The sequence below is a fragment of the Oscillospiraceae bacterium genome, assembly GCA_015065085.1.
Lineage (GTDB): Bacteria > Bacillota > Clostridia > Oscillospirales > SIG627 > SIG627.
In genome coordinates this window covers 82,447-99,074 of record SVQW01000002.1, presented here as the reverse complement: position 1 = coordinate 99,074, position 16,628 = coordinate 82,447, and the positions used below count along the sequence as shown (strand labels likewise).

General features: G+C 44.1%; 14 protein-coding genes. 12 read left to right on the top strand and 2 right to left on the bottom strand.

The window, feature by feature from the left end; genetic code table 11:
- Positions 1-12: 12 nt before the first annotated feature.
- The 10 genes from E7588_03035 (at position 13) to tnpA (ending at position 11,285) form a co-directional block, all read left to right on the top strand.
- Complete coding sequence (locus tag E7588_03035) at positions 13-1,488, top strand: UDP-N-acetylmuramoyl-L-alanyl-D-glutamate--2,6-diaminopimelate ligase (GenBank protein ID MBE6688237.1); 1,476 nt, start codon at positions 13-15, stop codon at positions 1,486-1,488.
- Entirely contained in the window at positions 1,485-2,858 is a 1,374-nt protein-coding gene (locus tag E7588_03030; protein ID MBE6688236.1) for a UDP-N-acetylmuramoyl-tripeptide--D-alanyl-D-alanine ligase, read from the top strand. The genes E7588_03035 and E7588_03030 overlap by 4 nt, the downstream gene beginning before the upstream one ends.
- The gene (locus tag E7588_03025; GenBank protein ID MBE6688235.1) at positions 2,855-3,865 is read left to right on the top strand and encodes a phospho-N-acetylmuramoyl-pentapeptide-transferase; all 1,011 of its coding nucleotides are present in this window, start codon (positions 2,855-2,857) and stop codon (positions 3,863-3,865) included. The genes E7588_03030 and E7588_03025 overlap by 4 nt, the downstream gene beginning before the upstream one ends.
- A 14-nt stretch (positions 3,866-3,879) precedes the next feature.
- A complete protein-coding gene (locus tag E7588_03020; protein MBE6688234.1) occupies positions 3,880-5,199 on the top strand; it encodes a cell division protein FtsW in 1,320 nt (439 codons plus the stop codon).
- Positions 5,200-5,208: 9 nt separating this feature from the next.
- A complete protein-coding gene (gene murG, locus E7588_03015; GenBank protein MBE6688233.1) occupies positions 5,209-6,312 on the top strand; it encodes an undecaprenyldiphospho-muramoylpentapeptide beta-N-acetylglucosaminyltransferase in 1,104 nt (367 codons plus the stop codon).
- On the top strand, positions 6,309-7,073 hold the full coding sequence (locus E7588_03010; protein MBE6688232.1) for an FtsQ-type POTRA domain-containing protein: 765 nt from the start codon (positions 6,309-6,311) through the stop codon (positions 7,071-7,073). Before murG ends, E7588_03010 begins: the two co-directional genes overlap by 4 nt.
- A gap of 171 nt (positions 7,074-7,244) precedes the next feature.
- Positions 7,245-8,354, top strand: coding sequence for a cell division protein FtsZ (gene ftsZ / locus E7588_03005; protein MBE6688231.1), 1,110 nt, complete (start codon positions 7,245-7,247; stop codon positions 8,352-8,354).
- 178 nt (positions 8,355-8,532) lie between these two features.
- Positions 8,533-9,462, top strand: coding sequence for a magnesium transporter CorA family protein (locus tag E7588_03000; GenBank protein ID MBE6688230.1), 930 nt, complete (start codon positions 8,533-8,535; stop codon positions 9,460-9,462).
- Positions 9,463-9,466: 4 nt separating this feature from the next.
- Positions 9,467-10,627, top strand: a complete 1,161-nt coding sequence (locus E7588_02995; GenBank protein ID MBE6688229.1) for a hypothetical protein — start codon at positions 9,467-9,469, stop codon at positions 10,625-10,627.
- Positions 10,628-10,805: 178 nt separating this feature from the next.
- Complete coding sequence (tnpA, locus tag E7588_02990; GenBank protein ID MBE6688228.1) at positions 10,806-11,285, top strand: IS200/IS605 family transposase; 480 nt, start codon at positions 10,806-10,808, stop codon at positions 11,283-11,285.
- 136 nt (positions 11,286-11,421) lie between these two features.
- On the opposite strand, the gene E7588_02985 is transcribed toward tnpA, so the two are convergent.
- Positions 11,422-12,804 carry an ROK family protein gene (locus tag E7588_02985; protein ID MBE6688227.1) on the bottom strand — a complete coding sequence of 461 codons (1,383 nt, stop codon included), beginning with the start codon at positions 12,802-12,804 and terminating at the stop codon, positions 11,422-11,424.
- A gap of 27 nt (positions 12,805-12,831) precedes the next feature.
- A complete protein-coding gene (gene nagA, locus E7588_02980; protein ID MBE6688226.1) occupies positions 12,832-13,968 on the bottom strand; it encodes an N-acetylglucosamine-6-phosphate deacetylase in 1,137 nt (378 codons plus the stop codon).
- Between the two features lie 222 nt (positions 13,969-14,190).
- Between nagA and spoIVA the strand changes: the two genes are divergently transcribed.
- Complete coding sequence (gene spoIVA, locus E7588_02975; protein ID MBE6688225.1) at positions 14,191-15,663, top strand: stage IV sporulation protein A; 1,473 nt, start codon at positions 14,191-14,193, stop codon at positions 15,661-15,663.
- 70 nt (positions 15,664-15,733) lie between these two features.
- The gene (locus tag E7588_02970; protein ID MBE6688224.1) at positions 15,734-16,579 is read left to right on the top strand and encodes a histidinol-phosphatase HisJ family protein; all 846 of its coding nucleotides are present in this window, start codon (positions 15,734-15,736) and stop codon (positions 16,577-16,579) included.
- Positions 16,580-16,628: the final 49 nt, after the last annotated feature.

Here is a 16,628-nt window from a genome sequence, read left to right as displayed (position 1 = left end):
ATCAGGTGAAATATGTTATACAACGAGTTATTCAAAGACATCAAAATCATCAAAACAAATATCGCACAAAACCTTGAGATTACCGCGTTGTCGGCAGACAGCCGTAAGATTTCCGAGGGCACTGCATTCGTGTGTATAAAGGGTGCAAAGGTAGATGCGCACACATTTATACCTCAGGCGGTAAGTGACGGCGCAGTGCTGTGTGTGGTACAGCAGGGATGCGAACAACCGCTTGACAATGTCAACTATGTTATGGTTGAGGACACACGTGAGGCGTTTGCTTTACTGCTTGCCAATTTCTACGGAAATCCCCAGCGTTCCTTCAAATATGTTATAGGTGTTACGGGTACGAACGGTAAAAGCTCTACTACATTTATGTTGAAACGTATACTTGAACAGGCTGGCTATAAGGTGGGTCTTATCGGCACTGTAAAGTATATGATAGGCGATCGTGAGTATGTTACTGACAAAACGCAGAACGTGCTTACCACACCGGATTCTGAGCTTTTATTTGAACTCATGAGTGAAATGCGTAAGGAAAATGTCGACTGCCTTGTAATGGAGGTTTCAAGTCATGCCATTGCGCTGAATAAAATTTGCGGAATGCATTTCAATATTGCCGTGTTTACTAACCTTTCCCGTGACCACCTTGATTTTCACGGTGACATGGAGGCTTACCGCGATATAAAAGCCAAGTTGTTTGAAAACTGCGACATCGGAATTTTCAACAACGATGATGTCCAGACTCCGGAAATGAAGAAGAAGTGCGGCGGAAAGATATTCGGCTTTGCACTCAAAAATCTCAAGTCGGATTTTATGGCTAAGAATATACGTTCAAAGGGCGCTGACGGAACGGAATATGAGCTTTTGACCAACGACAGTATTTTTCGCATAAAGATTCCCATCCCCGGTGACTTCTCGGTATACAATTCACTTGCGGCGGCTTCCTGTGCCTATGTCATGGGTGTAAAGAGCGAGGATATAGCTCAGGCACTGGTTGACATGCCCGGTGTTCCGGGGCGCATTTGCAAGCTGGATACCGGAACCCCCTTCAGCGTTATAATCGACTTTGCACACACTCCCGACGGATTGCAGAATATTCTCAATACCATAAACGGCTTCAAGGGAAGCGGACGTTCCATTACACTGTTTGGTTGCGGAGGAGACCGCGACAGAACAAAACGCCCTCTTATGGGAAAGGTGGCAATGGAAAATTCCGATTACTGCATTATAACCTCCGATAACTCCAGAAGTGAGGAAAAATCTGCCATCATAGCAGATATCCTAACGGGAATAAAGGGAATAAAAACTCCTCATACCGTCATCGAAAACCGTACCGAAGCCATTGAGTATGCCATAGATATGGCAAAACCGGGAGATATAATCCTTCTGGCGGGCAAGGGACATGAAGAGTATGAAATTGATAAAACAGGCAAGCATCCTTATTCCGAAACCGAAATTGTAATGAGAAAGGTCGGAAAGCTTTGAAAATAACCCTGGGTGAAATAGCAGATACACTTGGCGCACGTCTTTACGGCAACAGAGAAAAAATAGTAACCGCTATAAGCTTTGACTCTCGTTCCTGCAACGACGGAGTACTTTTTGCGGCACTTAAGGGCGAAAAGAGAGACGGTCATGAGTTTATACCGTCACTTTCGGGAAGCGGCGCGGCTGTGCTTTGCAGTACGAAGCCTGAATGTGAAATAGATGCAGTGGTGACAGATGATGTTATGACCGCATTGACCGAATTGGCAAAATGGTACAAATCAAATCACTGCAATCTTATAAAAACCGTAGCGGTAACAGGCAGTGTGGGAAAGACCACTACGAAGGATATTACTGCCTGTGTTCTTTCATCTCAGTTCAATACTCATAAAACTGCGGGTAATTATAATAATGCACTGGGTGTTCCCATGACGCTTTTCGGACTTGATGAAAGTCACCGCGTGTTGGTGTGCGAAATGGGCATGAGCGGATTTGGGGAAATAGAACACCTCAGCGGCATCGCCTGTCCCGATATCGGAATGATTACCAATATTGGTACATCTCATATAGAAATGCTGGGAAGCCGTGAAAATATCGCAAAAGCAAAGCTTGAAATAGTCACCGGCATGAAAAAAGGCTCCACTCTTATTCTTAACGGAGATGAGCCCCTTCTGAAAGAGCGCGCGAAAGAGTTTTCAGCGGATTACAAGGTGATACTTGTCGGTTTCAAAGAACATAATGACATACATATTACCGACATGGAATGCGGTGAGAGCACACATTTCACCATAAAATACAACGGAGTGGGATACAATGCCTGCCTCAATGTTCCGGGGGAGCATAACGTTTATAACGCGTTGTTTGCTTTTTGCGCCGGTGTGGAGTGCGGTATTGAGCCTTACAAGGCGGCAGCGGCAATATCTGATTTTCACAGCTACGGCATGAGACAGAATGTAATTGAAAAAGACGGCATACAGATTATGGCGGATTGCTATAATGCCAGCCGTGAGTCTATGTGTGCGTCACTCAAGGTGCTTTGCAGTGAAGCGTATAAGGCACAACGCAAAATTGCTGTTTTGGGTGAAATGCTCGAGCTGGGTGAGAAAAGTCTTGAGTACCACAACGATGTAGGAAAATGCGTTGCGCAGGTAAATCCTGATATGCTGTTTACGCTTTCGGGTGCAAAGGAGATTCAAACCGGAGCTTTACAAAACGGATATCTGTCCGCAAAATGTATGCATTTTGCAGATAAGGACGAGCTTTATACTGCTCTTTGCAGAACTGTCAAACAGGGCGACATGCTTTTGTTCAAGGCCAGCAGAGGAGTTCGCATGGAAGAAATAATCAAAAAAATGGGGTTTGAAATAAAATGAGCATAACAGGAGTTTCGCTTTTATGGTTCTTGGGCGCAATGCTGATGAGCTTTGTTATTACGGTAATACTGGAAAAGAAGTATATACCGTTTCTTATGCGTATTAAAATGGGTCAGAACATACTTGAAATAGGACCCAGATGGCATAAGAACAAGCAAGGCACCCCTACAATGGGCGGTATATTTTTCATCGCCGCAATATACATAACAGTATTTATATTAAGCATCGTCCAGGCGGTGACAGAGGGCGAGCTTTCAATACTGATTCTTTTGCTTTTTATGTTTATAAACGGTCTTATCGGTTTTGCCGATGACTATGTAAAGTTTATAAAAAAACGCAATAAGGGTCTGAGTGCCATGCAGAAGATGGTGTGCCAGTTTGCGGCGGCGGCATTGTTTCTTCTGAGTATGGAACTGGGCGGATATCTTGATACATCTGTTGTTCTGCCGTTTTCGGATATAGAAATTGAACTTGGTATCTTTTATTATATACTCTCCCTTTTCTTTATTGTATTCATGACTAACAGTGTAAATCTCACCGACGGAATCGACGGACTTTGCGCCAGTGTTACCCTTGTGGTCATGGTGCTTTTCGGAAGTATGAGTATGGCTCTTTCTGCCGCTGCCGGTGTTTGCAATATTACACGTCTGGTTCTGTTTGGCGCGATAGCGGGAGGTATGTTCGGATTTCTGGTATATAATTTTCATCCCGCAAGAATTTTTATGGGCGATACAGGTTCGCTGTTCCTGGGTTCTGCGGTCGTGGGAGCGGCATATCTGTTTAATCAGCCGTTTATAGCCCTTGTGGCAGGAATTATTTATGTTTGTGAGTCGCTGTCCGTAGTTATACAGGTTATATCCTTTAAACTGACAGGAAAGCGCGTATTTAAAATGAGCCCCATACATCATCACTTTGAAATGTGCGGATGGGGCGAAATCAAAATTGTTGCTGTATTTACAGTTCTTACAGTTGTTTTTTCCGTATTGGCATATTTCATGTTCGTATGATGGCGAGGTAATGTATGCATAACAACGGTTCTTCCCACCGTGATCCAAAAAACAAAACCAATGACCGCAAGCCCAGACGTACGGCGGCGATGACCGCTACAAGTACGCCGAAAATGCGTATTGAGGGCTCTGTGGACGGAATGTTCCTGATATTGATAATACTGCTTTTGTGCATTGGCACCGTAATGGTCTTTTCGGCAAGCTATGCCTATGCCCAAAGAACCTTTGACGGCGATAGCTTCCACTATGTAAGACAGCAGGCAATATTTGTTGCGGCAGGTCTTATCGGAATGGCTTTTGTGGCATGGAAAATAGACTATCTGTGGATACGCAGATGCATAAAGCTTCTGTTCTACGGTTCATTTGTACTTCTTGTGTTGGTTCTCATACCGGGTGTGGGTGTAAATGTCAACGGTGCGACCCGCTGGATAAATATCGGTTTCCAGTTCCAGCCGTCTGAGGTTATGAAAACGGCTCTTATTTTGTATTTTGCCGACTATAACATAACCCATCGAAGCAAGGATAATCGGTTGGCAAAAGTGATATATTCCAGGTACTATCCGTGGTGCAAAAGCAGTAAGTACAGGTTTTTCAGAAGGCTTACTCCTCCTAAAAACCGCATGAAGACTTTCTGGACCGGTATTTTCCCTTATGCTCTTTTCCTTGTGGTAATCGCAGTCCTCTTAAAGCTTCAGCCGCACATGTCCTGCCTTATAATAATAGGCCTTGAAACACTTATTATGATGGTGCTGGGTCAGTGCTCGTTCAAGTGGCTGGGGGCGGGAGTTCTCGCGGGTGCGGGCGGTGCAGTGGCATTGCTGTTCGGCTCGGCACATTCCAGAGAACGTCTTGAAACCTGGATGAAACCATTCAGCAAAATGACATACGAAGAAATTAAGAACAACGCCTGGCAACCATATCAGTCCATGCTGGCAATCGGTTCCGGTGGTCTGTGGGGTGTGGGACTCGGAAACAGCCGTCAGAAGCATCTGTTTTTGCCTGAGCCCCAGAATGACTATATCTTTTCGATACTTTGCGAAGAAATGGGATTTATTTTTGCGGCGTTTGTGCTTTTGCTGTTCGGTGTTTTCATATGGCGCGGATTTCACATCGGCTTTAATGCACCCGATAAATTCAGCAAAATGATAGTAATCGGTATAGTGGCTAAAATTGCCGTTCAGGTTGTGCTGAATATAGCGGTGGTGACAAACGTACTTCCCAGTACGGGAATACCGCTTCCGTTTTTCAGCTATGGTGGTACGGCACTTCTTGTGCTGATGGGTGAAATGGGTATAGTTCTGAACGTATCAAAATATTCTTATACAGAGAAATAGGGGATAATAATGCGTGTACTTTTAAGCGGCGGCGGAACGGGCGGACACATCAACCCCGCTCTCGCCATAGCAAAACGAATACTGAAAAGTGTTCCCGATGCCGAAGTAGCCTTTGTAGGAACGCCTTACGGAATGGAAAATAAGCTCATTCCACGCGAGGGCTTCAAGCTTTATCATGTGGACGTCAAGGGCTTCATACGAAAGCCTACTCTGAAAAATGTCCCCATACTTTATAAAGCGGTTACCTCTCCGTTTAGGGCGAAAAAAATTCTTAAGGAATTTAAGCCCGATATTGTCATCGGAACGGGCGGTTATGCAAGCTGGCCGATTGTAAAAGCGGCTTCCAAGGCAGGAATTCCTACGGCTATACACGAGCAGAATGCTGTTCCCGGTGTAACCACAAAGATGCTGTCGCGGTATGTCGATAAGGTTATGATAAGCTTTAAGGAGTCGGCTGAATATATAGGATTGCCCGAAAAGACCGTCCTTGTGGGAAATCCTGTTTCTCCCGAAATACTGAATGCTGACCGAAAAGAGGCTCGGGAAAAGTTCGGTCTCTCGGACAAACTTTGCGTTCTGTCATTCGGCGGAAGCCTTGGCGCAAGGGAAATAAACAATAATGTCCTTGATTTTATTGAAAAGTATGTTTCGGGAAATACGGATGTTGTTCACGTTCATGCCATAGGCTCCTATGAGTGGGAGAAACGCAAGGAACGTGTTGAAAGCCTTAAAGGTATAAAAAACGCCGAGATACTGGAATATATTTATGATATGCCCATGCGTATGGCGGCAAGCGATGTGGTTATTTGCCGTGCGGGTGCCATAACACTGGCAGAGCTTGCAGTAATGGGCAAGCCTGCAATACTTATACCTTCGCCAAATGTAACGAATAACCATCAATACAAAAACGCACTGGTTCTTAAGAACAGTGGTGCAGCTGAAATAATTGAGGAAAAATACCTTACTCCCGACGCCCTTATAAAAGCAGTGGACGCCATTGTGAAGAGCCCCGACAGGCTTGAAGAGATGCATAGGAATATGCTGTCGTTGGCAATACGCGATTCGGGTGAAAGAATATACGAAATAATTAAGAATTTGACGGACAAAAAATGAAAAAAGGAAAATCCCTTGAAGAGCTCAAAGAACTAAGAGAAAAAAGGCGCGCAAGATTGAAAATAATGTATATTTTCCTTGCGCTTGTTCTTGTGCTTGCGGGCGGGTATCTGCTGGCAACGCGGTATTTTGTGATAAATGAAATCATTGTGTCCGAAAATGAGTTTTACACAGCACAGGATATAATATCGGCAAGCGGTTTGAAAAAGGGTGAAAGTATATTCACCTGCAATAACGGCAAATTGGAAAAAAGGCTGTATTCGGTGCGCCCATATATAAGTAGTGTCAGGGTATCAAAACACTTTCCGGATGCTGTTGAAATAAAATTTGAGGTTCAGAATGGCGCTATGTATCTGCCGATACTGCACGAGACTTACGCCCTTAACAGAGATATGAAGGTTTTGGGAAAGGTTAAGGCGGATACGCCTAAGGCGGAGCTTCGTACGAGCGGTGTACGACGCTGTATCGTTGGTGAGACGGCGGAGTTTTCCGACAAGGACGACGGTGATATTATAAAGCGAATTTACGGAGAGCTTTTCAAAGCAGGCGTTCAGGATGAAATTTCGTTTATTGACGTAACCGATAAGTTCAATATAGTCTTTAATTACGGCAACCGCTTTGATGTATATATAGGCGATGATGAATTGCTTGATTTCAAAATCAAGATTTTTGAAAAAGTAATTGTGGATTTTCCCAACGACACAGGCAAAATAACAATTTCCGAAAATGGAAGAGCTGTGATAAATCTGGATGATTTTTAATTAAAATTAACAGAATTTTTAGTGAAAATGTTAATGTTTTTAAAATTTTTTTATAAGCTATTGCATTTTCTTCAAAAAGATATTAATATATAATAAGATATATCTACTCAATCTTATGTATGTATTTTTTGATAAAATAAGATAAAAGATGTTGAAACAGGAGGAGTCACTATGCCATTTGATACAAATGACAGCATAACCACAGAAGTGGTAAAAATTAAGGTTCTCGGAGTCGGCGGCGGCGGTAATAACGCTGTCAACAAGATGATCAAGAACAATATGCAAGGCGTTGAGTTCCTTGCGGTAAACACTGATAAAGCCGCTCTTATAAAGAATTCTGCAGAGCGTAAAATCGTTATAGGCGAAAAAATTACAAAGGGTCACGGCGCAGGCGCAAACCCCGAAATCGGTCAGCGTGCTGCCGAGGAAACTCTTGAAGAAGTCCTCGAATCCATCAAGGATGCACACATGCTGTTTATTACCTGCGGTATGGGCGGCGGTACCGGTACCGGTGCGGCTCCCGTAATTGCAAAGGCAGCAAGAGACATGGGTATCCTTACCGTTGGTATCGTTACCAAGCCTTTTGCTTTTGAAGGCAAAAAGCGTATGGAACAGGCTGAAATGGGTATTGCCCGCCTTCGTGAAAATGTTGACTCTCTCATTGTTATTCCCAACGAAAGACTCAAGCTCATTTCCGAAACACGCATCACTCTGCTCACTGCTTTTGATGAAGCTGACAGCGTTCTCGCACGCGGTGTTATGTCCATCACTGAACTGGTTAGCGATACAGCACTTATCAACCTTGACTTTGCGGACGTTACCACAGCAATGAAGGATGCAGGTCTTGCACATATGGGTGTTGGTAACGGTGAAGGCAAGGAGAAGGCAGAGATTGCCGCAAAAATGGCTATTTCCAGCCCGCTGCTTGAAACTTCTATCAGTGGCGCACGTGCTATTATCGTTAATATCACCGCAGGTCCCGATGTTGGTCTGGAAGAAACCGAAATCGCTTCTTCTATTGTTGCCAAAGAGGCTATGCCCGATGCAACCATTATCTGGGGTGTTGCTATTGATGAAACCTTCGAGGATAAGATGAAGGTTACCGTTATCGCAACCGGCTTCGACAAAAAGCCTGCACAGGCTGAGGTGGCTGAGCCTGTTGTTGCAGACGAACCCGTAGCTAAGACTGAAGAAGAGTCCAAGCCCGATGTTTTCAATTACGACGATCCTATTGATGCTCTCGTAAACGGACTCATGGACGGCAAGAAAAACAATAACTGATAATATACTTAACAACAAAAAGCTGAGGTGAAAATACTTGGTACCCGAACGATTGTGCGGAGTTATTTTGAATTTAATAATGACCGGGCGGTCGGTTTGTGGTGGCATGTGCATATAACTCAGTGACGAAGAAAGCATTTGACTCTGTTTCCTTCTGCCCGCAGAAAGGACGGATAAAATGCTTTCTTATTTTTCTACAACTAACGGCAAACTCGGTGAATGCGATGAATTCCGCAGGGGATGTTGGGTATATATGGTCAACCCAAATGCGGAAGAAATTGACACGGTCTGCGAGCTTGCAAAGATCCAACCCGAATATATACGCGCCGCTCTGGATGAGGAGGAAATGGGCCGTGTCGAAAACGATGACGGTGTTACCCTCATACTTGTGGACGGACCTGTTGCCCTGAAGGATGAAAACGGTTCGGTCACGTATTCAACATTTCCTATCGGTGTAGTATTCACGAGTGAATGTATAATTACTGTTTGCCTTAAGGAAAACAGTGTGCTTAAAGATATTGCGGACGGACATATTCGTGGGACAGATCCGGCTTTAAAGAGTCGATTTTTCTTAAAGTTGATGCTTGCGCTGGCTACCCGCTATCTCAAATATCTTAAACAGATTGACAAGATAACGGTATATATCGAAAATCAGCTTTACAAGGCTACCAAAAATAAAGAGATTGTTCAGCTTATGGCGCTGTCAAAATCTCTTGTTTATTTCTCGACCTCCCTTAAATCAATCGAAACAACGCTTCACAAGCTGGAGCGCGGACGTCTTATAAAGCTTTACGAGGAAGATGAGGAGCTGTTCGATGATGTAATTATCGAGATACGTCAGGCGCGTGAAATGGCGGATATATACAGCTCTATTCTGGCAGGTATGATTGATGCGTTTGCTTCGGTAATTTCAAATAATCTTAACTTTGCCATGAAGCTTCTTGCTTCCATAACCATAATAATGGCGGTTCCAACCATAGTTTCGGGCTTTTACGGAATGAACGTTCAGGGAATACCGCTGTCGGGAAGCTTTTGGTTTCCTGTGGGAATATCGGCAGTAATTGTTGCGATAATGGTAATAATACTTGCCAAGAAGAAAATGTTCTAGGAGAATGATGAAAAGATTTCTTAAAAAAGAAATACTGGTCACAATGTTTTTTCTTGCCGTTATATTTTTCTTCGGTATTACTACTGCACTGAAGAATTATCCCTTCGGGATGGGTGATATAGAAAGAGTGTATACCGGCGGATTTTATAAAAAAGAAGCGTTTGTGGAAATATGGTCTGCCATTCAGCGAATGACCTCGGCTCAAAAGGCGACTAAGCTTGAGGATGCTGAATACGGATACATAATTAAGGATACACATGGAAAGCTTCATTTTCCCGCGCCGCACTTTGATGTTTCCGGCGAAATTGCAAGGACGATAGCTTTTGCTGAATTGCTCGGCAAAAGAAACACACCGTTTATCTACGTTCAGACTCCAAATAAAAAGTTGGAGGATTACACTGTTTTTCCTGCGGGAGCGGAGAATTACGCTAACGAGGATTGCAATGTGTTGCTCGAAGAGCTGGAGAACGCCGGTGTTTCCACCCTTGATTTACGCGAGAGCATAAAGCTTCAGAATCTTGACCGTAACAGCCTGTTTTACACCACAGACCATCACTGGACCACAAAAACTGCTTTCTGGGCGTTTGGCGAGACGGTGGATAAGCTTAACGAAAGTTTTGATCTGAATATAGATCCCACCGGGTTTTATCGTGATTTGGATAATTACATCATCGAATTTTACCCGGAATGCTATCTTGGCTCGTTGGGACGGCGTGTGGGCTCGGCGATTTCAGGATATGATGACTATACTTTCATAAAGCCGGATTTTGAAACGGATTACACAATATACGATGCCCTTTCTTCTCCTGAAGTCTGTATGTGGCAAGGCGATTTCATGAACAGCATAGTCAGACAATATATTCTTGATAGCACCGATAAATCTGCCAACAAGCACGCGGCGTACTTTGAGTATGACTATGGAAATCTGATTATAAAGAATAATAAAATCGATAATGATACAAAAATTCTGCTTATAAAGGATTCATATTCGCTTCCTTTTGCGGCATTCCTTTCAACCTGTGTGGGTGAACTTCACATGATGGATCTGCGCGATGCGGCAACACCCGTTCCCGCACAATACGTTGAGCAATACGATTTCGACTGCGTTATCGTCATGTATAACCCCGAGGTGTTCGGCACAAAAATGTTCAACTTCGGAGCATAAATAAATAATAAAAATGGCTTATGATGTTTCATCATAAGCCATTTTTGTATACCGAAAACCACCCGCTAAGCGGGTGGTTAGATAGAGGCTTTTGCCGTTGAACAAAAACACCTTCTATGATATAATACAAGCGGGTCTAGCCAACCGCAAGTAAGATAAACATAGAAGGAGGTCAATTATGAAAATTGACACAAATAGTATAGCACATACCACATGGAATTGCAAGTATCACATAGTATTTGCCCCGAAATATCGTAGACAGGTAATCTACGGAAAAATAAAAGGAGATATAGGAGAGATAATAAGAAAGCTATGTGAATGGAAGGGTGTAGAGATAATCGAAGCGGAAGCTTGCCCCGATCATATACACATGTTAGTGTCCATACCGCCTAAGATAAGTGTATCAAGTTTTATGGGATACCTAAAAGGAAAAAGTAGTTTGATGATATTCGATAGACACGCGAATATGAAATACAGATACGGAAACAGAGAGTTTTGGTGTAGGGGATACTATGTTGATACAGTAGGGAAGAACAAAAAGGCAATTGCCGAATACATAAGAAACCAACTCCAAGAAGATTTGGCGTACGAACAAATGAGTATAAAAGAACTCGTTGACCCGTTTACGGGTGAGCCGGTACGCGCAAGCAAAAAATAAGCCAACCGCTTTAGCGGTAGCTTGTGTCCGCTTGCGGTTGGCAGATTTTTCGATGGGCTTTTAGCCCCGCCAGTAATATGCCCTTATAGGGCTGAGCAAGCCACCGGCTTAGCCGGTGGTCATGACTGTTTGCTGATTATTTCTTGATGTTGGGAAGGCTTGCAGCTGCAACGGACTGACCAACACGACGGCTGGATTCGTCGGGAATGTGAAGCTCAAGCTTCTTGTCCAGCTCGGGGAATTCGGCCTTAAGTACTTCGTTTGCCTTGTCAAGAATGAGAGTACCGCCCTTGCCGGAAGAAACACGGCCCATAATGAGAACGTGCTTTATATCATAGAACAGTGCGTAGTAAGCAATTGCATAACCGAAGTATACACCGATGGTTTCGTAAATCTTAACTGCTCTGGGATCGTCCTGAGCCATAAGACCCTGAACTACCTTAAGCTTTTCTGCGGGAGAAAGGCTGGGGTCCAATTCAATGCCTGCGGCAGGAGCCAACTTTATAACAGCATCCTGAGAGAAGTACTTAACGCCGCAACCGTAGTCTCCGGACCATTCGTCTACCATGGATTCGGTATTGTAGTCAACGGGAACAAATGCAAGCTCATTGAGCCAGCCGGTGATATTGCCGTCGCCGTCAACATATCCGCCTGCTTCACTGGTACCCATGGCGATACCCAGAACGTTGTTGTCCTGAAGATCCATAGCACCTGCAAGAGCGGTAACGTCACCGTCGTTTGCAACTTCAACGGGAATATCTGCACCGATTTCTTTTGCAACATCAAGGTACATGTTCTTAACCTTTTTGTCAAATTCCTCGTCGGAAACCTTGAGGAACAGAGAAGCAACCATGATACGGTTGTCGATGTAAACACCTGCGGAGCTTACACCGATAGCGTCAACGCGGGGCATTTTGGAAGCCGCGGTCTTCATTGCTTCGAGAATGCCGTTGTAGTGATACATGGGATCAGAATTGGTTTTGGGGAACCATACCACTTCTTCGGAGTAAACAGCCTCACCGTCGATAACTGCACTTACTTTGCGGTCGCTTCCGCCTGCGTCAAAGCCTATACGGCAACCATCAAGATGACGTCCTACGGGATTTGCGTCTTCTTTGTCAACGGGAGCGTTTTTAACATCGGCAATGTATTCAACTTCAAATGGACATTCGTAAACGCGGCTCATGAAGTTTACATCAAACTCACGGGATCCGCCCTTGGAGTAAGCCTTTTTGAAATAGTTGTAGATTTTTTCGGAACCTGCGATAATGATTTTGTAACCGCCGCGCATCCACAGCATGGATTTTACGATACGGTCGCAGAACATGAAATTCTCCTCGTCCTTACCTGCGTCGTCGGCAAAAACGGTGAGCTTATAAGTGGAGGTAAGCCCCTTGTTTCTTACAACAGCAACGACAATTTCCTGAGGGTTAGCCTTTGCTGCAGCTTCAAAATCACGGAAAACAACGGACATCGGAGCAAAGCCTTCGTCCAGAACAGCTTTAACTTTGAGATTCATAATTAACTCCTTTATATTTTAATTATATTATTTCGAATACTTGAGGTCTCCGCCTACAAAGGTGCTGAGAACCTGGAAATCTTCGTCCATGATAACTATATCCGCATCCTTGCCAACTTCAATGGAGCCCTTGGTCTTGTCAACTCCGATTGCCTTTGCGGGGGTGAGAGAAGCACAGTTTACTATTTTGTGAAGCGGAATATTTGTGTTGTTCTTGAAGTTCTTAATGGCATTATTGAGCTTGAGAACGCTTCCTGCAATGGTGCCGTCATCCAGCAGACAGGTGATACCCTTTACGGTAACTTTCTGACCGCCCAGAGTGTATTCGCCGTCGGTCAGACCGCCTGCGCGGATACAGTCGGTGATAAGCACCAGCTTGTCGCCCTTGAGAGAATATACCAGCTCGTACTGACCCGGATGAACGTGGTATGTATCGCAAATAAGCTCACAAGTTACAGATGATTTTGAAAGAGCCGCACCTACCGCACCGGGCTTTCTGTGATGCAGGGGAGTCATGGCGTTAAAGAGATGGGTGACATGGGAAAGACCTGCCTCAAAAGCTTCTTTTGCGGTTTCGTAGGTTGTGCCGGTGTGACCCATGGAAACGGTAATGGAAGTGTCCTTCTTGATTTCCTTTATAAAGTCCATTGCGCCCTCAACCTCGGGAGCAACAGTAACCAGCTTTATGATATCTGCATACTTTTTAATAAATTCGGCATCCGGTTTAATGATGTTTTCCTCGGCCTGAGCGCCCTTGTACTGAGCATTGATAAAAGGACCTTCAGCGTTGATACCCAGTATCTGTGCACCCTTGAAATCCGGAGTTTCACTTTCTGCCTTGACTGTCCGGATAGCTTCAAACGCCGCTTCAAGCTCTGCCTTGGAAACTGTCATGGTAGTGGGAAGCCAGGAGGTAACACCGTTTTTTACAATGCCCTCAGCCATGGTACGGATACCTTCAGCCTTTCCGTCGGAAGCGTCCTCACCGGCATAACCGTGTATATGGATATCCACAAGACCCGGGCAAACATAATTTCCCTTTGCGTCAATTATTTCGCCTTGCGCGGTGTCGGAAATACTGTTTATGATGGTTCTGAAATTGAGTACCTTATTCTTTATGATACCGTATGGGGTTATAATCTTACCGTTAATAATGCTTTTCAAATCAGTAAACCTCTTTCATTAATATTAATAAACTATACATATTAATTATACTATTGATGCAGTATAAATTCAAGCCCGTTTTAAATGTTTTTGTGCCCTTTTCACATAACGAGTGTTATTTTTTTGAATATTTTTCAAAATGTTAAAATTATTTTGGTTTTGCCGCATATTTTTTTGTATCAGGTAATAAAATGTAGCAACAGAAAAAAAGGGGGATTTCTCATGGAGAATATATACACCGACATTGCCCGTCGGACAGGCGGCGACATATATATCGGGGTGGTGGGACCTGTAAGAACGGGAAAATCCACACTTATAAAGAGATTTATGGATTCGCTTGTTATACCGAATATTGCTGATATATCCGAAAGAGAACGTACAGTGGATGAGCTTCCGCAGAGCGCTTCCGGACGTACCGTTATGACTGCCGAGCCTAAATTCATACCTGACAAGGCGGTAAAGGTTACACTGGATGACAATGCTGAATTCATGGTAAAGATGATAGATTGCGTGGGTTACATGGTGCCGGGTGCAATAGGGGACAGCGAAAACGGCGAGCCGCGAATGGTTATGACTCCCTGGTCGCAAAGCCCTGTGCCGTTTGAAAAGGCTGCTGAAATAGGCACACGTAAGGTTATAACCGAGCATTCTACCATAGGACTTATGGTAACCACCGACGGTACTATCGGTGAAATTCCCAGAGAGGATTATGTACTTGCGGAAGAAAGAGTAGTTAATGAGCTTAAAGAAATGAATAAGCCTTTTGTCATTGTGCTCAATTCCGCCCGACCCGAAAGCGTGGAGGCAACATCACTTGCTTATGAGCTTGAAGAAAAATATGCTGCTCCGGTGGCTCTTGTGAACTGCCTTGAAATAAGCGAAATTGATATAACAAATATCATACGCCTTGTGCTGTTTGAGTTCCCTGTACGGGAAATAGGTGTCAATCTTCCGTTGTGGATTATGGCTATGGAGGAGGATAACGCACTGCGCCGTACCATCACGGACGGCATAACGGAGGCGGCACGGAGTATTAATAAAATAGGCGACATACGTCCCGTGTTTGAAAAGCTTTGCTCGGGAGAATTTATTGACCGTGCTGACACGGAAAACATCAATTTAGGTGAAGGCAGTGCGTTGGTGGATATAAAACTGCACGACGGACTTTTCTATGATGTAATCAGTGAGAGAACCGGCATTGAGATAAACGGCGATGATGACCTTATGCGTACAATCTGTGAGCTTAACCATTCCAAGCAACAGTATGATAAAATAAGAGCCGCGGTTGAAGAGGCACAGAACAGCGGTTACGGAATTGTTACACCGAGCGTTGAGGATATGAAACTGGAACAGCCGGAAATAACAAAGCAACAGGGCGGCTACGGCATAAAACTAAAGGCTTCCGCACCCAGTCTGCACATTATACGTGCTAATATTCAGACTGAGGTTAATCCCATTATGGGCTCTGAAAAGCAATCGGAGGAAATGGTGAAATATCTTTTGCACGAATTTGAGGAGGATCCTGCCCGTATATGGCATTCCAATATGTTTGGCAAATCCCTGTACGACCTTGTCAATGAAGGACTTAACACAAAGCTTGCCCATATGCCACGCGAATCGCGTCTGAAAATCGTTGAAACACTGGGACGAATAATAAATGAGGGCAGTAACGGACTTATCTGTATAATATTGTGACAGGCTATTGAAAAAAAAACAGTGTTGTGCTATAATGTGGTAAATTACTACGGAAATCAGGTATACCTAAATGAAACGACCCATTGTTGATTACCACATTCACACTGAGTACTCCTTTGACTGGTCAACGCTTCTGCCGGGCAGAGTGTTTGATATATGTGATGGCGCATTGAAAAACGGCGTTACCCAGATAGCGATTACAGATCATTTGGACGTCAATACCGTTTATTCGGGTGAGCTCATTATGCTGGACACAAAGCAGGTGCGCGAGGATGTTATGCGTGCCAAAAAAGCGTACGAGGGCAGACTTGACATCATATATGGCATAGAGCTTGGACAGCCCCATCAGGTACCGCAGTTTGCTTCGGAAATACTTAAAAACAATAAATATGAGTATGTTATAGGCTCATACCACAATAACATTGATGTGTGCGATTTTTCGCTCATTGACTACCAAAATACACCCCACGAAACGCTTATAAGGTATTACGAAAACTACCTTGATGAAACCGCTGACCACATCAAATGGTGTGTGGGCAGGATTTCAACTCTCGGGCATCTTGGATATCCCATAAGGTATTTCATGCGCAATAATCTTACTGAGCTTGTAAATCCATACGACGAAAAGTACATGAAGCGTATGAAATATATTTTTGAGCTTCTGATAAAGCATGAAATTGCGCTTGAGGTCAACACCTCGGGATGGCGCCAGGGCATGAATAACTCCATGGCGCTTGACGGAATGGTACAGTGCTATGTTGATATGGGCGGAAAGCTTATCACCATAGGCTCGGACAGCCACGGCGCTCATTTTATCGGAAGCGACATCGAAAGGGAATACGATATACTCAAAAAGCTGGGAGTGCGTGAAATAACCACCTTTGTCAACGGTGTGCGCGGCTCGTTTGAATTGTAATACAAATAACCGTCCTTGTTTTTGTAAGCAGACAAAGACGGTTATTTTT